This is a genomic window from Verrucomicrobiota bacterium, assembly GCA_019247695.1.
Lineage (GTDB): Bacteria > Verrucomicrobiota > Verrucomicrobiia > Chthoniobacterales > JAFAMB01 > JAFBAP01.
The window spans coordinates 1-20132 of record JAFBAP010000031.1; the positions used below are offsets into that span (position 1 = coordinate 1).

Genomic DNA, 20132 nt, shown 5'->3' on the forward strand with positions numbered 1-20132 from the left:
CGTCGTCTCTTTGGCGCCACCGGAATCGCCTCGTGACGAAATCCGGTAGAACACACGGTCACACCACGGGCACAGCGAAAAGGCGGGCACGGCGCAAGAGTTCACACGGCGAACACGGCGAACACGGCGGGAAGAGGAATTACAAGCTTGACAGGGGCAGCGTTCTACCACGATTGCCCCGACACCCGACACCCGACACCCGACACCCGACACCCGACACCCGACACCCGACACCCGACACCCGACACCCGACACCCGTTACTCGCTACCCGCCACCCTCTTCATTTATGGCATTCTCCCTCAGGCCGGCTGGCTGACTGCGTCTTCGAGTTCACGCGGTTTGGAGGCGGCCTTGATCACGATTGGTTTGGCCTCAAGGTCCGGCCGCTTGCGCCGGGCGATCTGGTCGAGAAAATAGGCCTGCGCGTCAAACCGTTCCCCATGCGGATCGACAATGCGTTCATAGGTGAGACCTTTGCCTTGCTGCCGGGCCTTCACGTTATCCCGCCAATAGACCTCCAGGATGTGCTCGAGCTGTTCCTTAAGCGCCGGTTCGTCAACCGGGAAACACGTCTCGACGCGTCTGAAGAAGTTCCGCGGCATCCAATCGGCGCTCGCCAGATAGGTCTCGGACTGACCCCCGTTTTCGAAGCGGAACACCCGGCTGTGCTCCAGGAACCGGCCCACGATGCTGCGCACCGTAATCCGTTCGCTTACTCCCGGGAGGCGGCTTCGCAGGCCGCACATGCCGCGGACCAGCAGCCTGATGTTCACTCCTGCCTGCGAAGCAGCGTATAACGCCTGGATCACGTCCGGATCCACCAGGGCATTAAATTTTGCATAGATGCCCGCCGGTCTGCCGGCTTTGGCGTGTTCAGCTTCGCGTTCGATCATCGCGATCACAAAATCATGAAGGGCGTTGGGAGCGGCCTTGATCTTGGTGAGCTCCGGAAACACTGAGACGCCCGTCAGCCAGTTGAACAATTCCGCGCAGTCATTGGTCAGGACGGGGTCGCACGTCAGCACGCCGAGGTCAGTGTAGAGGTTGGCCGTCGATGGATGGTAATTGCCGGTACCAAGGTGGAGGTAGCGCCGGATACCGTCTTCTTCCTTGCGTACCACCAGCGCCAGCTTCGCATGCGTTTTCAGGCCGACGATGCCGAACACGACGTGGACCCCGGCTTCCTGGAGCGTGCGTGCCCATTTGATGTTGGCCGCCTCATCAAACCGGGCCTTGAGTTCGATGACGACGGTAACCTGCTTACCGCTCTGCGCCGCCTCCGCCAGGGCGGTTACGATCGGCGAATCACCACTGGTCCGGTAAAGGGTTTGCTTGATGGCGAGTACGTTCGCGTCCTCGGCGGCCTGCTCGACGAAATCAAGAACGTTGTAAAAACTATCGAACGGGTGATGCAACAAAATCGAGTGCCGGCGGATTTGGGCGAAAATATCTTCGTGGTCGCCGGTTCCGGTGACGATCCGAGGCACAAACGGCTTATACTTAAGTTCAGGCCGGTCGACCGTGCTGATGATGGGCATTAGCCGCAGGAAATTGATCGGACCATCGGCCTTATAGAGGTCAGCGTTAGCCAGGCCGAAGGTTTGCAGCAACTGGCCGGCGATATGCTCGGGACAATCGCTTTGAACTTCCAGGCGGACCGCATCGCCGCGGCTGCGCTTGCGCAACTCGGTCTCGATCGCCTTCAGGAGGTTGGCGACTTCTTCCTCATCCAGGTACAGATCGCTGTTGCGCGTCACCCGGAACGGGTAAGCGCCTCGCACGGTGACGCCGTGGAAAAGCGAGTGCACGTGGGCCTGGATGAGGTTGCCGATAAAGATGTAACGATAGATGCCGCTCTCTCCGGCGCGGTACGGAAGCAGCCGTGGCAGGATGCGCGGGACCTGGACCACGGCGAGATTGGTACTAAGCTCCTTGCCCTCCAGTTCGACGGCAACGTTCAGGCTTTTGTTGAGCAACTGCGGGAATGGGTGCACCGGATCGACTGCCAACGGCGTCAGCACCGGGTAAACCGACGTTTGGAAGTAGCGGGTGTAATACTGTTTTTCTTCGCTGGTCAGTTCGTCCCAATGCAGAAATAAGACGTTTTGGTTTTCCAGCGCCGGCGCCAGATCCTCGTTCCAGAGCCGGTATTGGTCCGCAACCATTTTTCGAACCCGCCGCGCGATGGCGCTGAGCACCTCGCTGGGGCCCATGCAGTCCGGTCCGGTCTGGCTGACGTTGCTCAGCTGTTGTTGCCGGATCCCGGCAACCCGGATTTCGAAGAATTCGTCCAGGTTGGAGCTGACGATGCAAAGGAACTTCAAGCGCTCCAGGAGAGGGTTCGAGGTGTCCTGGGCTTCCTCAAGCACGCGTTGGTTGAACTCAAGCCAGCTCAGGTCGCGGTTGACGAAACGCTGAGGGTCACACACGGAAGGAGCGGGGTCCTGCGGGCTGGTTTTCTTTTTCGAGTGGTGAAGTTTGCGTCGTTGCGGTGACATGATGCTTCGATATCCTCCAGCGGGGTCCCGTAATGACCATGCCCTCGCTGCAGGTTCAGCACAACATATACCCCTTGCCGGCGAGTCTGCAGCCGTAATCGGTTTCCGTAAGCGAAAACGCCCGGGAAAATCATTCCCGGGCGTTCGCTAAAATGCACGCTGTCCGCCGCAGTCCTCAGCGACGTGGCTGGTGATGCTGCCGAGGCCGCGTCAGTCGCGCCGTCCGCCGCCGATAAGCGGCAGCAGGTAATACATCAGGTAAGCAAGCGACGTGATAAACGCGGCCACGTAGGTCAAGGCCGCCGCATCGAGCACACGGCTGACCGCCGCCGCTTCCCCGCTCCCGCGGATGAACCCCATGTCGCGCAGCACCCGCTTGGCGCGGGCCGACGCGTCGAACTCCACCGGCAGGGTGATCAGGTTGAACAGCATGATCACTCCCCACCCGAGACAGAGGATCAGAAGCATCGGCCGGATCAGACCCGTCAGGTACCCGAGGATCGGCAGAATCATCACCGCGTTGCTGGCGAAACCGACCGTGCTGACCGAAGCCATGCGCCAATTTAACGGCGCGTAAGCCGCCTGGTGCTGCAAAGCGTGGCCGCACTCGTGCGCCGCGACGCCGACCGCCGCGGCGGAGGCCCCGCGAAAATTCTGACTCGAGAGCACCAGCCGCCGGTTGATGGGGTCGTAATGATCGCCCATGGGCTGGTTGCCTTCATAAATTTGAACGTTGGAAATACCGGCCGCCGCCAGGATGCGGTAAGCGACTTCCGCCCCCGTCAGACCGGAGGAAGCGGGCACCTGGCTGTATTTGGCGTATGCAGCCCGCACCCTCCAGGTCGCCCACAAGGAGATGGCGAGCGTCCCGAAGAAGATGAGATAGCTAAGACCTATCATTTGACGGGATTATAGCCCAGACGGGCAACAAGATCAAAGGGGGTGCCCGATCAGAATTGAGTATCATATTTGATAAACGGCTCGGCGGGCGCCGGGGTTCAACGCCTCGCAGGCCGCGAAGGGTCTCCCCCCGGCACGGGTCCCGGCCCCGGCGGCCCGGGGGAATGCGGCTCGGAATCGTCCGGAGCAGGCCCGCCGAGCGCCGCGGCCGGGACGCCCCTGAAAATTCACTTTCGCCTGGGCGACGCGGGCGTTAACAATGTCGGCATGGTCGGTCTGTTTGCCCAGTACGAGGAAGGTCCGTTTTTTGACGAGATGTTTGCTCCGGGGGGCCGCGTTCGCAGTCATTACCAGCGTCTCTACAACCGTTTTACCGAAATGAGCGCCGAAGACGTCACGCGCAAACACCTGGTCGCGGAGCGGGCGTTCATGACGCAGGGCGTTACGTTCACGGTCTACAACAACGAGCAGGGGACGGAGCGAATCTTCCCTTTCGACCTGATTCCGAGAATCATTCCGGCTGCCGAATGGGACTTGATCGAGCGCGGCCTGACCCAAAGGATCACGGCGCTCAACTTGTTTCTGCGCGACATCTATCACGAGCAGAAAATCATTGCCGACAAGGTGATCCCGGAGGGAATCATACGGAGCGCGGTCCATTTCCGGCCGGAGATGGTGGGGCTTTCGGTTCCGAAAGACGCCTATATCCACATTTGCGGAACGGACCTCATCCGTGATGACCAGGGCCGCTACATGGTGCTGGAGGACAACGGGCGCTGTCCGTCCGGCGTTTCTTACCTTTTACAAAACCGGCAGGCGATGAAGCGGGTGTTCCCGAACCTTTTTGCCCGGTACCTGGTCCGCCCCGTCGATGCTTACGGCTCGGACCTGCTCAACCTTCTTCGCCACGTGGCCCCGGCCGGGACGGACGATCCGACGGTCGTGCTGCTCACGCCGGGAATTTACAATTCCGCTTACTTTGAACATTCATTTCTGGCCCGCAGCATGGGGATCGAGATCGTGGTCGGCGCCGACCTGCTCGTCCGGGACGACCGGGTCTGGATGAAAACGACTTCCGGCCTGAAGAAAGTGGACGTGATCTATCGACGGATCGATGACGACTTCCTGGATCCTAAGGTGTTCCGCAAGGAGTCCGTTCTGGGGGTGCCGGGGATCGTCGAGGCCTACCGCAAAGGCAATGTCAGCCTGGCGAACGCGATCGGCACGGGCGTGGCGGACGACAAGGTGGTGTACTATTTCGTGCCGGCCATGATCCGGTACTACCTGGACCAGGATCCGATTCTGCCTAACGTCGAGACCTACCTTTCGTACTTTGACCAAGATCGGGCTTACATCCTCGAACACCTTGACCGGTTAGTCGTCAAGTCGGCTAACGAGAGCGGCGGGTACGGGATGCTGATGGGACCGCAGGCATCGGCCGAAGAGCGGGAGCGTTTTGCGCAGGCGATCCGGCAGAACCCGCGTAACTACGTCGCCCAGCCCATGGTGAGCCTGTCGCGGGTACCCGCCGTGTGTGAAGGCCGGGTGGAAGGCCGCCACATCGACCTGCGGCCATTCATCCTGTACGGGGACAAAATCAGCATCGTCCCGGGCGGGCTTACCCGCGTTGCCCTCAGGAAAGGATCCCTGGTGGTGAATTCCTCACAGGGTGGAGGCAGCAAAGATACCTGGGTGCTCCACGAATAGGCACAACGCCGCGCCGGACTCCCTAACCCGGCTGACTGATTAACTGACTGACTGACCGACTGACTGTTTTTTTCCGAAACCCACTGACAAACCATGCTTTGCCGAGTAGCCGACGCACTTTACTGGCTCAGCCGCTATGTCGAACGAGCCGAAAACAATGCGCGCATGCTGGACGTCAACCTCCAACTCATGCCTGACGCGCAGATGGTCAACAACGTAAACGTCGATCAGCTTTGGGAATCGATCATTTATTCTCTGGAAGATACGAAGCTGTTCCAGGGGCTCTACGCCGGGATCACCGGGGATGCGGTGGTGGATTTTGTCATTTTCGAGCGACGCAATCCCAACTCGATTTATTCGTGTTTTACGCACGCCCGTGAGAATGCCCGCACCGTGCGCGAGCAGATTTCGACCGAGATGTGGGAACAACTGAACCGGATGTTTCTCCGCTTCCGTTCGGGAGATGCAGAACGGCTCTTTCGTTCCAGCAGCTTCGAATTTTTCACGTGGGTGGTCGAAGGCTGCCAACTGTTTAACGGCACGACCGATGCCACGATGTCGCACGACGAAGGCTGGGACTTCATTCAGGCGGGCAAATTCCTGGAGCGGGCCGACCGCACTTCACGCATTCTGGACATCAAGTACCACATCCTGTTGCCGAGCGGGGAACGGGTGGGCGGAAACGTAGATATGACCCAGTGGATGGCGGTCCTGAAATCGTGCAGCGCGCTGGAACCGTACCGCAGGCATTACCGCGATCTCATCGCGCCGTGGAAAGTGGCGGAATTCCTCATCAAGGACCAGAACTTCCCGCGCTCGATCCGGTTCTGCGCTGACCGTCTTGACCAGTCAATGCACGAAATCACCGGCATTGATCGCGCAGATCACCTTTACAAGGTCGAAGCGGAACGGCTCTCGGGTAAACTGCTGGCCGACCTGTCGTTCATCAGCATAGGCGACATCCTGCGTACCGGGCTGCACGAATACCTTGACACCGTCCAGTTGCGGCTCAGCGAGATCAACAATGGGATCCACAAGGCCTTTTGCGAATGGCTGGAAACGCCGGCGGCGTAAAGGAATGCCACAAATGAGGAGTGGCGGGTAACGGGTAACGGGTAACGGGTAACGAGTGTCGGGTGTCGGGTCACAGGGCGGGCGCGGCGGGGTTGGCGGGCACAACGACTGAGTTCACACGGCGACCACGGCGAGCCACGGCGACCACGGCGGAAAGAGGAAAGGGTTCGGAGTTCGCAGCGGCAGCATGGGGGATGCGAGTGCCAACCTTAGAGTTGCCGCCCGGTCCTCCTAATCTGTGTCAATCTGTGTAATCTGTGGATGTTTTCTCTTTTCTGCGTTCTCTGCGTGTTCTGCGGATGATTCTACCTTACCGCCGTGACCCGACGCCCGACACTCGACACCCGACACCCGCCACTCCTCCTCATTTGTGGCATTGTTCTTACCAGAACCACCAGTGCCGCTTAGGTTCGGTCCGGCGATGGGCGATCCGGGGTGGTTTGGGGCTCGGGCTGGGGCTGGGGCGGTGACGGCGCAAAGCGGCGGTTGGCGCCCGCTCGGCCGGACTTGATGGAGGCGTGGGTGCGTCGACCAAATGCTCGTCCGAGTGGGTGTTTTCCACGGCCGGCACCGCCCAGACCCAGATTTCCCCGGTATCACCCACGGCGGCAAGGTACCTGCCGTCCGGCGAGAAACGCACGGACCAGACCGGGCGACTGCTGTCCAGCAACGGGATCCGGTAGTCCATCTTAGGGTAAGGCACGAGGTTGACGTCGCCGTCCTCACCGCACGTGCACAACCAGTTCTGGTCAGGCGACCACGCCACGCGGCGCGCGCCGGAAACGCCCGATCCATGAACCTGGACCGAAGTGAGTTTGCGCCCTGAATCGGCCTGCCACACCAGGAGACGGCCGTCCTGGTGGGTGGTGGCGATCAGGCGCCCGTCCGGAGAGTAAACCGCTCCATTTACCTCATCCTGGCCATACCCGAACGGGGCCTTGTACCCGGACGGTATGTCTTTCTCTCGCCAGCGGATCTGGGATTGGGATACGTCAATGGCAGCCAGGTTAGAGCCGTCCTGCCCGGTTGAAACCGCGACGAAACCGCCCTTGGGAGACCAATCGAGGGCCAGCCCATTTCCGTCCAACTGAATTGAGGCCAACTGGGTACCGGCACGATCCCACAGCTTTACGAGGCCCGACTCGTCGACCGCCGCGAGAACGCTGCCCATCCGGGGTTCCCACGCGAGGTCCAGGACCCACGCGCCCTGGTTGAGGCGCCGCACGATTTTGCCGTCGGCCCACAATCGGATCACGCCGTCCCTGCCTCCGGAGGCGAGCGTACGGCCGTCGGGCGACCAGGCCAGGCCGGAAACCTCACCCTGGTCGGCATGCAACTGCGCCTGTTCGAAGAAATCGGGACAGCGGTAGAGCCAGATGGTGTTACGGCCGCCGGCAGCCAGCGTACCTCCGTCCGGAGCCCAGGCGATGCTGTACAAAGCCACATCGAGTTTGCGCGTCCAGACTGGAACAATCGGTTCCTGGTGTTCAGGAAGGAGCGAGTCGTCCTCGCCACAAAAACCGGGCTCGCAACCGGCACAAAACAACAAAAACCCTACCCAGCAACGAAGCAGTTTACCTGGCGGGGTCATCATCGAGTAAAATTATCGTAAAAGGGCTTCCAGGTTGCAACCTGACTGCACGTCCCGCGGGCTGGCGGTTCTCTGCGGGGCACACTCAGAGTCGGCCCTGATTTTCGCGCTGCATCCCGGCGTTTGAAGGGCGTTCAAACCGGTAAACACGGCCCTTGCGATGCGAGTCAGACCCAGGGGTTTCGGGTAAATCCTCCGCGAGCGGCCTCACCTGCCTTCTAGATTTCGTACTCGGCGGCGTCCAGGCGAAGCCGAGGCAAGAGGACATCGAGCAGACGTTCAACGCAGGCCTCGGCGGATAGTTCTTCCGTGGGCAACACCAGGTCCGGTCGTAGCGGCGCCTCGTAAGGAGCGTCAATGCCGGTAAAACCTTTGATTTCCCCGGCCCGAGCCTTGCGGTAAAGGTGTTTCGGGTCCCGCTCTTCGCACGCGGCGAGCGAGGCGGCGACGTATACTTCCATAAACCGGATTTTGCCGGCTTCGACGATCTGGCGGGCCCGCCGCCGGTCTTCGCGGTAGGGAGAAATGAACGAGGTGATCACCACCATCCCGGCTTCGGCCATCAGCTTGGCAACTTCCGCCACCCGCCGGATGTTTTCGACGCGGTCTTCGGGGGAAAAACCGAGGTCGGAATTCAGACCGTGCCGCACATTGTCCCCGTCGAGCACGTAAACCTGCATCAAGCGATCGAACAACTCGCGTTCCAGGGAGCGGGCCAGCGTCGACTTACCCGAACCGGAGAGCCCGGTCAGCCAGACCACCAGCGGCACGTGGCCGTTTCGCTCCCGGCGTGACCGGGGCGTGGTGGACGCTTCCGACCAATAAATATTTTCACTGCGCACGGCGGCCCGGTTAACGTACCGGCCGCCAAAAACGATTCCGCCACCCGCGACATCCTTGTCATCGACCAGCACAAACCGGCCGGTCACGGGATTGACGTCGTAGTTGTCCATGGCCACCACGCCGCGGGTTTGCAGGGTAAGCTCAGCCACTTCGTTCCTGGCCACCGCACGGCGGATGCTCGAGGATGCATCCAGGGTGCTGGCATCGATGACGCGGTCGATGGAGGCTACCGAGCACTCCGCTTCCTGCGTCAGCAGCTTGAGGCGGTACGTCCGTCCAAGCGCAAGGGGCCGTTGTCCCATCCAGAAAACGCGGGCCCGGAACCGATTGGTCTCGATGAGGGGGGCATGCTCGTGCACCGCCACCTGGCCTCGTTCGACGAAAATCTGCTCGGTCAGGGTGATACCGATCGATTCACCGGCCACTGCCGACGCTTGCGGAGGCGCGTTCCAACGTTCGATGGTGGCGACGGATGACTCCTTGTCCTGCGGGGCGAAGAACAACCGGTCGCCCACGGAAACCGCGCCGGACTCGACGCGCCCGGCAATGATCCGGCGCTCGTCAAAACGATAGACATCCTGGACGACAAAGCGCAGCGGTTTGTCGGCGGGAACGGCGGCAGGCTCGAGGCGATCCAAGGCTTGCAGGAGCGTGCTGCCCCGGTACCAGGGCATCTGCTCCGGCGCCGGCTGCACCAGATTCAAGCCGTCCCGAGCGGCAATGGGCACGAAGGTCAACGGATAAACCCCGAGCTTTTCCAGGAATGCACGGTATTGAGCCTCGATTTCGCGGAACACAGCGTCGGAGTAGCCGACCAGGTCCATCTTGTTGACCAGCACAATTACCTGGCCAACGCCGAGCATGCTGAGCAGATAGGCGTGCCGGCGGCTTTGCTCCTGGACTCCCTCGTTGGCGGCAATCAGCAGCACCGCGGCGTCAGCCGTCGCCGCGCCCGTCACCATGTTTTTGAGGAATTCCTTATGTCCCGGCGCATCGATGATCACGTAGGGACGGGTCTCGGAATGGAACCAGATCTGGGATACGTCGATGGTGATGTTTTGGTCGCGCTCAGCCTGCAATGCATCCATCAGGAATGCCCATTCGAACGGCATGCCGCGGCGGCTGCAAACCGCCTGGATCTGTTCGAATTTACCCTCGGGCAGCGATTGCGTCTCATAGAGCAGGCGGCCGACTAGCGTCGACTTGCCGTGGTCTACGTGCCCCACGATGACCACACGCAAAGCGCGACGGTCGTTCGCAGGTGCAGGCTGGTCAAGGATACGGGGTTGGCTGGGTAACGAAACGGCACTCAAGGCGTTCTTTTCGGATCGGGTGAAAATCGGGAAGGTGGCACCGGCACCGGCGAAAATCGTTCCAGGCCGGTCGTCGGGCTCGACAAGAGGCAAGGCGGGATGGATTACATGTAACCGCTGGCCCGCAGGCGCTCAAAGGCGTCCTCCGACTCCTGGTCCTGGGCGCGCGTGCTGCGCTCGGACGTTCTGGTCGTTTGCAACTCGGCAATGATTTCGCGAACCGACCGCGCCGTTGACGGAACGGGTCTCGTGCACGGCGCGCAGCCGAGGCTGCGGTAGCGCATCCCGTTGCGAGCCAGGTACAGGTCGACGATGGGAATGCCCTCACGATCGATGTATTCCCAAACGTTCAACTCCGTCCAGTGCAACAGCGGGTGCACCCGGATGTGGGTGCCGGGTTCGTAATCGGTCTTAAACTGATCCCAGAGCTCCGGCGGCTGCTCTTTGAAGTCCCATTCAAAGTTGCGGTTGCGGGGTGAGAAATAGCGTTCTTTGGCGCGAGTGCCTTCCTCATCGCGACGGATGCCGACGATAACGGCATCGTATCCTTTTTCCTCGATGATGGCCTGGAGCGCGTCTTTCTTAAGCGCCCCGCAGCACTCCACGCGGGTCAACCGCCCATTCGGGAAGGTGCGCCCTTCGGCCAGCACCGCGCGATTCTGCCCGACGACCAGGTCGAGGCCCCACTCAGCGGCCAAACGGTCACGAAACTCAATCATCTCGCGCAGCTTGTAGCCGGTATCGACGTGAACGCACGGAACCGGGGTATGCCCGAAAAACGCTTTTCGAAGCAGCCAAAGCAGCACGGAAGAGTCTTTCCCGATGCTCCAGAGCAAGCCGAGATTGCCGAATTTCTGATACGCCTCGCGAATGATGTAAACGCTTTGGTTCTCGAGGGCGTCCAGGTGCGAATAGCGCTGACGATTAGACATGTGTTCCCATGAAGGTGTGCAGCCCGCATTCAGTCTTTTGGAAACCGGTCCAGCGGCCGGCGCGTTCGTCCTCTTGCGCCCCGACGGGCCGAGTGCACGGCCGGCACCCGATGCTGCGGAACCCCTGCTCGACGAGCGGGTTATAGGGGATCTGGTGTTCGTGCACGTAATCCCAGACCTGCTCAGCGGACCAACCGGCGAGCGGATTGACTTTTAACACGAACTTGTCCCGGAGCGGGTCAAAACAGTAAAGCTCAAACCGGTCGATGCCGCGCCTGGTCCCGCTTTGGTCGCGGCGCAACCCGGTGATCCATGCATCAAGCGCAGCCAACCGCTTCTGGAGCGGCATCACCTTGCGAAGGGTACAACACGTGTCGGGCTGGCGCGTCCACAACTCCGGGCCGAAGTCGTTGGCTTGCTGCTCCAGAGAGAGCTCCGGGCGTAGAACCTCGATCTGGATTCCGAAAAACTTTTCGACCTCCTGCCGGAGCGCGACCGTCTCAGGGAAGAGCAGGCCGGTATCAATGGTAAAACACGGCAGATGGATCCCGGCCGAAACGGCCTGGTGCAGCAAGACCAGGCCTGCAGCCTGGAAGCTGGTACCGATGGCGGCCCGGTCACCGAAACGCGAGTAGGCCCATCGCAGCAGATCCACCGGGGCGGCCTCCTCAAAGCCGGCATTCAAACGGCGGACGTCATCGACATCAGGGACGAGCTCAGCGGGCATTAGCCAATTCTCTATATGAAGATAGAGAATTCGCAACCCCTTTATCGGACTTTGTGCAAAGGTGCCGCCCCGCAACGGCCAGCCACACTCAGGGAGCCGGCCTTGCGGAGCGAAAATCTGCAGGACGGAGCCGCAGCTTTACAGCAGCGTTTTGGCCACCTCGAGGACGTGCTCGGGAGTGATGCCCAACTCCTTCATCACGGTACCGCCCGGCGCGCTTAAACCGAACCGGTCAATCCCGATCACCTTGCCTTCCAGGCCGACGTATTTGTACCAGATGTCCGTTACGCCGGCTTCGATCGCGACCCGTTTGCGGCAGCCGGGCGGCAGCACCTCGTTTCGGTACGCCTCGTCCTGGCGATTGAAGCGTTCGAAAGACGGCAGCGAAACGACCCGAACGCCCTCGCCCAATTGCTTGGCGGCGTTCAGCGCGTGTTGAACTTCGCTTCCCGTGGCGAGCAGAATCAGCTTGAGTTCACCTTGTTCCTTACGGATCACGTAAGCGCCGCGCAGGGTTCCTTGCCGGCGTTCATCCGGAGACGCTTCGGACAGGTTCGGCAAGGCTTGCCGCGAAAGCGCGAGCAGGGTCGGCCCATCGATCCGTTGGACGGCGGCGACGAAAGCTCCGGCCGTTTCTTCCGCGTCGGCCGGGCGGATCACGTCCAGGTGCGGGATCAGCCGCAGCCCGCTCACTGTTTCGACCGGTTCGTGGGTGGGGCCGTCCTCGCCGACGCCGACGGAATCGTGAGTGAAGATGTAAATGATCGGGCTTCCCGTAAGGGCGGCAAGGCGGATCGACGCACGACAGTAATCGGCAAAGACCAGGAAGGTGGCTCCTGAGGCCCGAAAGATGCCGTGATAGCCGATCCCGTTAAGGACCGCGCACATCCCGTGTTCGCGGATGCCGAAATGGATGTTACGGCCTGAGCGGTCCTTGGCGGAGAAATCCCCTCCGTCCTTGATATAGTTCAGGGTCGAGCCGTGGAGATCGGCGCTGCCGCTGATCAAAACGGGCAGGGCCTTCGCGATCGGTTGAAGCACGTCGCTGCCGGCTTTGCGCGTGGCGACCTTATCTTCCGGTTTACTGACGGGAATCTGGCTCAGCAGGTCGGCCGGGATCTCGCGAGTTACCCCCTGGTGAAGGATTTTAGCCAGTTCCGGGTTTGCCTTTTTCCAGGCCGCAAACCTCTCCTGCCAATCGTCGTAGGCCCGCTTGAGTTCGGCTTTCCGGCGCTGAAAATACTCCCGGACCTCGTTTGAGACGTAGAACTTTTCGTCAGGCAATCCCAGGGCCTTGCGGGCGGCATTGACAAACTTAACGCCGGCTTCGCCGTGGGCTTTATTCGTGCCGGCGACTTCGGGGATCCCCTTCCCGATAACGGTTTTCGCGACGATAAACTGGGCTCGCCCGGAGGTGGAACTGCGCGCCCGCTCAAACACGGTGAGGAACTCCTCCATGTTGTTGCCGTCGGCGTGGTGCACCTCGAACCCGTAAGCCTCAAAGCGTTTGGCCGTATCCTCGCTCTGGCTGACGGCCGCCATGGCGTCGAGGGTTACGTCGTTGGAATCGTAAATGAGGATCAGGTTGTCCAGGCGGAGATGAGCGCCCAGGGAAGCCGCTTCCGCCGCGACCCCTTCCTGCAGGCACCCGTCACCGGCCAGGCAGACGATTTTGTGATCGAAGATGGTCTGATCCGGCCGGTTAAACCGGGCTTCCGTCATCTTGGCCGCGATGGCCATGCCGACCGCGTTGCCGACGCCCTGCCCGAGCGGACCGGTGGTGCACTCGACCCCGGGGGTTTCGTGAACCTCAGGGTGGCCCGGCGTCTTGCTGTGGAGCTGGCGAAAATTCTTGATTTCCTCCAGGGACAGATCGTAACCGCTCAGGTGGAGCCAGGAATACAAAAACATACTGCCGTGGCCGGCAGACAACACGAAGCGATCGCGATTGAGCCAAACCGGATCGTCAGGATAAAACCTCAAGGCGTGTCCAAACAAGACAGCACCCATTTCCGCCGCTCCCAAAGGCAGGCCAAGGTGACCTGAACTCGCGGCCTGCACCGCATCCATCGCTAATCCCCTTGCCTCCAATGCGGCCTTTGACAGTATTTGTGTATCAAGCGCCATAGGATTTGCCTCACCGATAAGCCTGCCAACCGCCCTCGCGCAATCGGCATCTCACCCCGCTTTCGCCCTCAGTGCAGAAATTTTGGCTCCCGCTTGAACTTGCATTTGCAGACCGGCCCTTTTTTCTTTTGGCATGACCGCAACCCGCCTTCGCCTCGGCTTACCGTCCGGCAGCCTTCATGACGCGACGATCGACTTGTTTGCGAAAGCCGGCTACCGGATTACCGGGACGAGGCGTTCGTACAAGCCGGCCATCGACGACCCTGAGCTGGAAGTCCGGCTGTTACGCGCGCAGGAGATCAGCCGCTACGTGGAGGCCGGCTTTCTGGACGGCGGCATTACCGGAAAAGACTGGATCGAGGAGAACGATTCGGACGTCGAGGTCCTGGCGCGGCTCGAGTATAGTAAGGCGACGTCGAGCCCCACGCGTTGGGTGCTGGTCGTACCGGAAAATTCACCCGTCCAGAGCGTGCGCGACCTGGAGGGCAAGCGCATCGCCACAGAGGCGGTCGGATTAACCCGTAAGTTCTTCGAAACGCACGGGGTCTCGGCAAAAATCGAATTCAGCTGGGGCGCCACCGAGGTCAAAGTTCCCGAACTGGTTGATGCCATCGTTGAAATTACCGAAACGGGCACCTCGTTGAAAGCCAATCACCTGCGTGTGGTCGACGTGCTGACGGAGTCGTACCCGCTGGTGATCGGTAACCGCACCGCGATGGCCGATACCTGGAAACGTTCCAAGCTGGAACGTCTCGTCCTGCTTCTGCAGGGCGCCCTCAACGCCCGCAACAAGGTCGGTTTAAAGATGAATCTGCGTCAGGAGCAACTCGGCAGATTACTCGGGCTCCTTCCATCCCTGCGGAATCCGACCGTGGCGCCGCTGACCCAGGAAGGATGGGTGGCCATCGAAACGGTGATTGACGAAATGGTGGTCCGTGAAATTATCCCCCGGCTGAAAGAGCTCGGAGCCGAGGGCATCATCGAGTATCCGTTGAATAAAGTGGTTTATTAGTTATCAGTTCAGACTCGTTCGTTCGGAAAGGAACCGGTGCGGGCGAGCCTTAAGTTATTTATGGGTTCACTGAAGAAACGTCGAAAAGCTAAGATCGCCAAACACAAGCGCCGCAAACGCATGAAGGAGAACCGTCATAAGAAGCGTCTGCGTTATAAGTCGTAATCAGTGGTAATTAATATAATAGCGTTTTCGCTGTAAATCCTAGCTTTTAGACTGGCCCCATGAAGGTTCTGAGGCTGGCGCGTCGGGCGCTGCGCTGCCGTGCTGTTCGTATGCTGTTCGCAGCCGGTCTCGGCGCCATTGCGGGCGGGCCAGTAAGGGGTGACGTCCGGGAAGGCGGCAGGGTGCGCCCGCGCCTCGGCGAGGAGATTTTTTACTCCGACGTCCGCCTGGCCGGGCCTGAACAGCTGCTTCAAAAGCCGCTCGAAAAAAAGGCTGAAGCCGAGGCCGCTTTCATCCAGGGAATCATTGCCGAGGACGAAGGGGCTTTTGACGATGCCCTCCGGAATTACACTGCCGCGCTCCAGCTGGATCCCGGCGGTAATCCCGAACTTACGGTACGCATCGCCCGCGAGTACGCGAAGCGCGGCGACGTGGCGACGGGGATCGATTTGCTGAAGGACCTGGCCAAGGCGCGGCGCGACGACGTCTCGGCGCAGCTGACGCTCGCCGGATTTTACCTTAACGAGCTGAAGAAACCGGACCTCGCGCTCAGGTATGCGGAGGAAGCGGCCCGGATCGCGCCCGCGAATCTGGCGAGTTACCAGACGCTATTCGACGTCTACTTCGCGCTGAAGCGGAGGCACGACGCTGAGCAGATGCTCCGACGAGCTGAACAACTCGACAGCGGTGACCCCGATTTCTGGCTCACCCTGGCCGAGCTGGCAATCCGGCTCTACCGGACGGACAACGGAAGTTTTCCGGCCGCCAAAATTCCCGGGGTGACGCCTTTCCTGCAGCGGGCGGCCACGCTGGCGGGAGATAACCCGGAGGCCCTCGCCCGCACGGCGGACGATTATACCACGATCAACCAGGTTCCCTCGGCCATCCCCCTCTACTTGCGGGCGCTGGAACTTAACCGCGGGAACAGCGAAGTCCGTTACAAACTGGCGCAGAGTTTCCTGCAGACGGGGCAGCGGGATGCGGCAATCTCGGCGCTTGAGGAGATGGTCAAATCCAATCCGTTGAAGCCGGAAATCTATGAATTTCTTGGTCGGCTTTACGAAGAGAACAGTGACCGGGACCGGGCGTTGGCGAACTTCCAGCAGGCGTTACTCCTGGCGCCGAACGATCCTGAAAATTACCTGCACGCCGCTGAGGTCCAACTCCAGTTGCGGAAAGAGAATGATGCCATCGCCACTTTGACCGAAGCGCGCCGCCGGTTTGCGATCCCCCAAATCACGTATGCGCTGGCGATTGCTTTCAGCCAGGCAAAGCGGTTTAGCGACGCCCTCCCTGCGTTCGAATCGGCATTGCAGGAAGCGGATGCCGAGGGCCAGGAACCTTTTGATGCCGGCTTTTACTTCAGCTACGCGGTGGCGTCAGAACAGGCGGGTCTGATTGACAAGGCGGCCACTTTGCTGAAAAAGGCGATCGCTCTCGACCCGTCCAAAGCCGCTCAGGCTTACAATTTTCTCGGCTACATGTGGGTGGAACGGGGCCAGCACCTTGATGAGGCGGGCGACATGATCAAGAAAGCGCTTGAACTCGATCCGCAGAACGGCGCGTACCTCGACAGCCTGGGATGGTTCTACTACAAACGGGGCGAGTACGGCAAAGCGCTCGTCGAGCTCTTGCGTGCCGCAGAACTGCTAAAACCCGCGGATCCGGTCGTTTTAGAGCACGTTGGCGACACTTACCAGGCATTGGGCAATCCCGCACAGGCGATCAACCTGTGGCAGAAAGCGCTGGCCCTGGATACCCAGAACCGGGGGTTGGCCGCCAAGATAGACCGGGAAAAGGCGAAAGTCAGCGCCAACCAGGCGACGCTTGGAATCCCGGGCCCCGGTCAAGGCATGCCGCCGGCCGCGCCGGAACCGGCCGCTCCGAGCGCAACCCCGACGGCGACGCCCTGACAGGTTCGGCTCTTGAACTTCGCGCCGCGGCGCTTTGGCCCGGGGTGGCTCGCGGCCGGCGTTGAACCGCCGCGCCGGGGTGACATGTCAGCAACCTCCCCGGCCGCAACGAAGAGACGACCGGATCAGTCTGCCTGAGAGTCGAGGCAGCCCGCGGGTTGCAGCTCGGGCGGCCCCGGCAATACAAAGGGTGCGACCCGGGCCAACACCTTGGGCGACACGGAAGCGACGACCTTGGCGATGGACGGCTGGTACTCCAGGCTCAGGACTTTGCTGGTCCGGTGCAGGAGCGAAAGGAGGTCGGCGCGTTCCAACGGCAACGCCAATTCCACCCGTTGGACCCGGCCCGTCAACAGGTCAGCCATGCGGTGCAGCAATTCATCCAGACCTTCCCCGTGCTCGGCTGAAACAAAGACGGCGTCGGGGAAATGCACCCGCAATACGTGCAGCGTGCTCTGGTCGGGCACCAGATCGACCTTGTTCAGGACCGTGACGACCCGCTTTTTGTCAGCCCCGAGCTCTTCGAGTACGCGCATGGTCGTCTCGTAAAAGTCGTAGACCTGCGGATGGCTGGCATCAAGAACGTGCACCAGGAAATCGGCGAGCACGGCCTCTTCCAGGGTCGCTTTGAAAGCCTCCACCAACCGGTGCGGCAGGTTGCGGACGAAACCGACGGTATCGGTCAGCAACAGGCTTTGGCCGGTGGGCAACACGACTTTGCGGGTGGTCGGATCCAACGTTGCGAACAGCTTGTCTTCCACCCGCACATCCGCCCCGGTCAGCGTTTTCAGCAGGGACGACTTGCCGGCATTGGTGTAGCCGACGATCGCGGCGTGGGGCAAGGGCAGCCGGTCACGCAATTTACGCTGGGTGGCGCGGCGTGCGCGGACCAGCTCAAGGTCTTCCTTGAGACGGTCGATCTGCCGCCGGATCAGCCGGCGATCGGCTTCCAACTGGGTTTCGCCTTCACCTTTACCGCCAACGCCGCCGGCTTGGCGGCCCAGGTGGCCCCAGGCACGCGTCAGCCGCGGGAGCGAATACTCCAGCCGGGCCAGATCAACCTGCAATCGGGCTTCCTTGGTCTGAGCGCGACCCGCAAAAATATCAAGAATGACTTCCTGGCGGTCGATCACCGCCAATTTGGCGAGGGCTTCCCAATTGCGCTGTTGCGCGGGGTGTAACTCGTTGTCAAATACGATCACATCGGCACCCAGCGCCTGAGCGCGTGCCGCGATTTCTTCCGCTTTGCCGGACCCGACAAACCAACGGGCCGAAGGCACGGGGACCCGGACGAGTAACCGGTCGAGCACCTCAAGTCCCAACGTTTCTACGAGCGAGGCAAGTTCATCCAGCAAACTCCGGGCATCGTGCTGCCGGGCGGGTTCAGAATAAACACCGACGAGAAGGGCTTTCTCGACTTGGCGAGGTTTTTCTTTAATTTCAAACATTCAGAGATCGGAAAAGAAACTGCAGACTGTCTGCGCGACGCATTCGACTTCTTCCTCCGTCAACTCAGGGAAGATCGGAAGCGCCAGTACCTCTCCCGCTGCTTGTTCGGCCACGGGAAGGTCGCCGGACTGGTAGCCGAGGCTGGCGAAACAAGGCTGCCGATGCAAGGCAACCGGGTAATAGACCTCCGTACCAATCCCGCGTTCGGTCAGAAAAGCACGTAATGCATCGCGTTTCGGGCTACGGACAACAAACTGGTGATAAATATGTCCGCAGGCTCCCAAGATACCCCGGTAAGGCTCGGCTGGCAACTGCAAAAACCGGCCCTCGATCGGGGCCAGAACCTCCCGGTACCGCTGGGCAATCTGCCACCGGCGCGTCGACCAGCGTTCGAGGTCGCGCAATTTCCGGCTCAGCACGGCAGCCTGGAGGGCGTCCATTCGAAAGTTGCCGCCGATCGTGTGATGGTAATAGCGGGGATCCATCCCGTGATTGCGCCCGATGCGGAGTTTGTCGGCCATCTCATCATCGGAGGTTACCGCCAGGCCGGCATCCCCGAACGCACCCAGATTCTTGGTCGGATAAAAGCTGAAGAATCCCGCATCGCCAACCGATCCGGCCAGGCGCCGTCCGGACCGGCCGGGATAAACGGCCCCAATAGCCTGGGCGGCATCCTCAACCAGAGCGATCCCGTAGCGGTCACAAAGGTTTCGCAGCCGGTCCAGATCCGCGCATAAGCCGAACAGGTGGACCGGGATGACGGCGCGAACGCGCATGCCGCCATCGGTCATCAATCCGCGCGAGGTCAGGATACAGCGGCAGGTAAGAAAATCCTCCAAGGCGTCGGCCGACAAATTCAGCGTCTGGGGATCGATATCCACGAAGATGGGCCGCGCTCCGACCCGCGCGATGCAACCGGCGGTGGAGAAGAAGCTGAGGGGCGTGGTGATGACGGCCTCCCCGGGGCCGAGGCCCAGGCTCATCAGGATGAGCAACTCCGCATCGGTACCGGAAGAGACGCCGAATGCGTGTAACGTGCCCGTCACGGCTTTCACCTGATTTTCGAAAGCTTGAACCCAGGGTCCCAGCACAAAGCTTTGTTCATCGCAGACGGCAGCGAGTTCAGCCATCAGGTCAGAACGCAACCGGGCGAACTGACGTCGCAGGTCGAAGAAGGGAATTTGCGTCACGTCCGAATCCAATCTCATGTCTTTCCCTTTGCGCGCGCGGCGCAAACGCGGAGGCGCAGGGCAGCGGAGCAAACAATCGCGCCAATGCGTCCGAATAGTCTTTATTTGCCGATGCGTCTACTGCAAAAGGACCGTTATGAAACGCTCCGCACTCACGATCGCTTTCGCACTTCTGGTCTCCCTGGCGGCTTACGGGCAAAATCCGGTTGAGAACACGGGTCGCACTTTGGAAAAAGGTGCCAAGGCTACAGGTAGAACCATTGAGCACGGTGCGCAGGCGACCGGCCGAACCCTCAAGCACGGCGCGCAAAGCACTGAGCGTACGATAAAGAAGGAGACCGGCGGCACCAGCAAATCCCGGCGAACGGCAAGCCACCACCGCCACCGCGCCACGACGAATACCGCGGCGAAAGCGAAAGCCAGCCCTTCGCCGGAAGCGAGCCCTTCGCCGGCCGCGACGCCGGAAGCGACGCCTGCAACCACTCCGCTGACGACGCCCGCACCGGCGCCGGTGGCAACCCCCATGGCCACTCCTGTGGCAACCCCCATGGCCACTCCCGCGATCACGCCTGCAACGACTCCGGTTACGGAGCCAACCGCCACGCCGGGCACTTAAGCGCTCCGCGAATACGCATCCGGCGGACCTTACGCTGCGCCGTTACGGGCGCGGCTCGTCCGGTTGAACGGCCA

General features: G+C 61.0%; 14 protein-coding genes. 5 read left to right on the plus strand and 9 right to left on the minus strand.

The genetic code is table 11. The annotated features are described in order from the left end of the window. Window positions 1–300 precede the first annotated feature (300 nt). Together ppk1 and JO015_03550 are read right to left on the minus strand one after the other, a co-directional pair. Window positions 301–2499, minus strand: coding sequence for a polyphosphate kinase 1 (gene ppk1 / locus JO015_03545; protein MBV9998167.1), 2199 nt, complete (start codon window positions 2497–2499; stop codon window positions 301–303). 210 nt (window positions 2500–2709) lie between these two features. Next, entirely contained in the window at window positions 2710–3399 is a 690-nt protein-coding gene (locus JO015_03550; GenBank protein ID MBV9998168.1) for a zinc metallopeptidase, read from the minus strand. 267 nt (window positions 3400–3666) lie between these two features. Here JO015_03550 and JO015_03555 point away from each other — a divergent pair, with 267 nt between their 5' ends. Next, the gene (locus tag JO015_03555) at window positions 3667–5106 is read left to right on the plus strand and encodes a circularly permuted type 2 ATP-grasp protein (GenBank protein MBV9998169.1); all 1440 of its coding nucleotides are present in this window, start codon (window positions 3667–3669) and stop codon (window positions 5104–5106) included. Window positions 5107–5199: 93 nt separating this feature from the next. Beyond that, window positions 5200–6180, plus strand: coding sequence for an alpha-E domain-containing protein (locus JO015_03560; GenBank protein ID MBV9998170.1), 981 nt, complete (start codon window positions 5200–5202; stop codon window positions 6178–6180). A 382-nt stretch (window positions 6181–6562) separates the two neighbouring features. Here the strand turns inward: JO015_03560 and JO015_03565 are convergent, their stop codons facing one another. The 5 genes from JO015_03565 to tkt all read right to left on the minus strand — a co-directional run bounded on the left by JO015_03565 (window position 6563) and on the right by tkt (window position 13713). After that, window positions 6563–7774 (minus strand): hypothetical protein, encoded by a 1212-nt coding sequence (locus JO015_03565; GenBank protein ID MBV9998171.1) that lies wholly within the window; start codon window positions 7772–7774, stop codon window positions 6563–6565. A 215-nt stretch (window positions 7775–7989) separates the two neighbouring features. Next, window positions 7990–9894, minus strand: coding sequence for an adenylyl-sulfate kinase (cysC, locus tag JO015_03570; GenBank protein ID MBV9998172.1), 1905 nt, complete (start codon window positions 9892–9894; stop codon window positions 7990–7992). 137 nt (window positions 9895–10031) lie between these two features. Then, window positions 10032–10859 carry a sulfate adenylyltransferase subunit 2 gene (locus JO015_03575; protein ID MBV9998173.1) on the minus strand — a complete coding sequence of 276 codons (828 nt, stop codon included), beginning with the start codon at window positions 10857–10859 and terminating at the stop codon, window positions 10032–10034. Next, window positions 10852–11586: a phosphoadenylyl-sulfate reductase gene (locus tag JO015_03580; protein ID MBV9998174.1), complete on the minus strand. Its 735-nt coding sequence runs from the start codon at window positions 11584–11586 to the stop codon at window positions 10852–10854. Before JO015_03580 ends, JO015_03575 begins: the two co-directional genes overlap by 8 nt. A 138-nt stretch (window positions 11587–11724) precedes the next feature. Next, window positions 11725–13713, minus strand: coding sequence for a transketolase (tkt, locus tag JO015_03585; GenBank protein MBV9998175.1), 1989 nt, complete (start codon window positions 13711–13713; stop codon window positions 11725–11727). Window positions 13714–13846: 133 nt separating this feature from the next. Here tkt and JO015_03590 point away from each other — a divergent pair, with 133 nt between their 5' ends. Both JO015_03590 and JO015_03595 read left to right on the plus strand, forming a co-directional pair. Then, a complete protein-coding gene (locus JO015_03590; GenBank protein ID MBV9998176.1) occupies window positions 13847–14725 on the plus strand; it encodes an ATP phosphoribosyltransferase in 879 nt (292 codons plus the stop codon). Between the two features lie 224 nt (window positions 14726–14949). Continuing rightward, window positions 14950–16803: a tetratricopeptide repeat protein gene (locus JO015_03595; protein ID MBV9998177.1), complete on the plus strand. Its 1854-nt coding sequence runs from the start codon at window positions 14950–14952 to the stop codon at window positions 16801–16803. A gap of 125 nt (window positions 16804–16928) precedes the next feature. Here JO015_03595 and hflX read toward each other — a convergent pair whose 3' ends face one another. Then, on the minus strand, window positions 16929–18251 hold the full coding sequence (hflX, locus tag JO015_03600; GenBank protein ID MBV9998178.1) for a GTPase HflX: 1323 nt from the start codon (window positions 18249–18251) through the stop codon (window positions 16929–16931). Next, window positions 18252–19460, minus strand: coding sequence for a DegT/DnrJ/EryC1/StrS family aminotransferase (locus JO015_03605; protein ID MBV9998179.1), 1209 nt, complete (start codon window positions 19458–19460; stop codon window positions 18252–18254). A gap of 118 nt (window positions 19461–19578) precedes the next feature. Here JO015_03605 and JO015_03610 point away from each other — a divergent pair, with 118 nt between their 5' ends. Continuing rightward, window positions 19579–20058: a hypothetical protein gene (locus JO015_03610; protein ID MBV9998180.1), complete on the plus strand. Its 480-nt coding sequence runs from the start codon at window positions 19579–19581 to the stop codon at window positions 20056–20058. Window positions 20059–20132 lie beyond the last annotated feature (74 nt).

Bases quoted from the DNA above. Each gene is read 5' to 3' on its own strand.
- JO015_03560 (MBV9998170.1), top strand. From the start codon at position 5,200: ATGCTTTGCCGAGTAGCCGACGCACTTTACTGGCTCAGCCGCTATGTC.
- JO015_03555 (MBV9998169.1), top strand. From the start codon at position 3,667: ATGGTCGGTCTGTTTGCCCAGTACGAGGAAGGTCCGTTTTTTGACGAG.
- ppk1 (MBV9998167.1), bottom strand. From the start codon at position 2,499: ATGTCACCGCAACGACGCAAACTTCACCACTCGAAAAAGAAAACCAGC.
- JO015_03610 (MBV9998180.1), top strand. From the start codon at position 19,579: ATGAAACGCTCCGCACTCACGATCGCTTTCGCACTTCTGGTCTCCCTG.
- JO015_03565 (MBV9998171.1), bottom strand. From the start codon at position 7,774: ATGATGACCCCGCCAGGTAAACTGCTTCGTTGCTGGGTAGGGTTTTTG.
- JO015_03605 (MBV9998179.1), bottom strand. From the start codon at position 19,460: ATGAGATTGGATTCGGACGTGACGCAAATTCCCTTCTTCGACCTGCGA.
- JO015_03550 (MBV9998168.1), bottom strand. From the start codon at position 3,399: ATGATAGGTCTTAGCTATCTCATCTTCTTCGGGACGCTCGCCATCTCC.
- JO015_03595 (MBV9998177.1), top strand. From the start codon at position 14,950: ATGAAGGTTCTGAGGCTGGCGCGTCGGGCGCTGCGCTGCCGTGCTGTT.
- JO015_03575 (MBV9998173.1), bottom strand. From the start codon at position 10,859: ATGTCTAATCGTCAGCGCTATTCGCACCTGGACGCCCTCGAGAACCAA.
- hflX (MBV9998178.1), bottom strand. From the start codon at position 18,251: ATGTTTGAAATTAAAGAAAAACCTCGCCAAGTCGAGAAAGCCCTTCTC.
- JO015_03580 (MBV9998174.1), bottom strand. From the start codon at position 11,586: ATGCCCGCTGAGCTCGTCCCTGATGTCGATGACGTCCGCCGTTTGAAT.
- JO015_03590 (MBV9998176.1), top strand. From the start codon at position 13,847: ATGACCGCAACCCGCCTTCGCCTCGGCTTACCGTCCGGCAGCCTTCAT.
- tkt (MBV9998175.1), bottom strand. From the start codon at position 13,713: ATGGCGCTTGATACACAAATACTGTCAAAGGCCGCATTGGAGGCAAGG.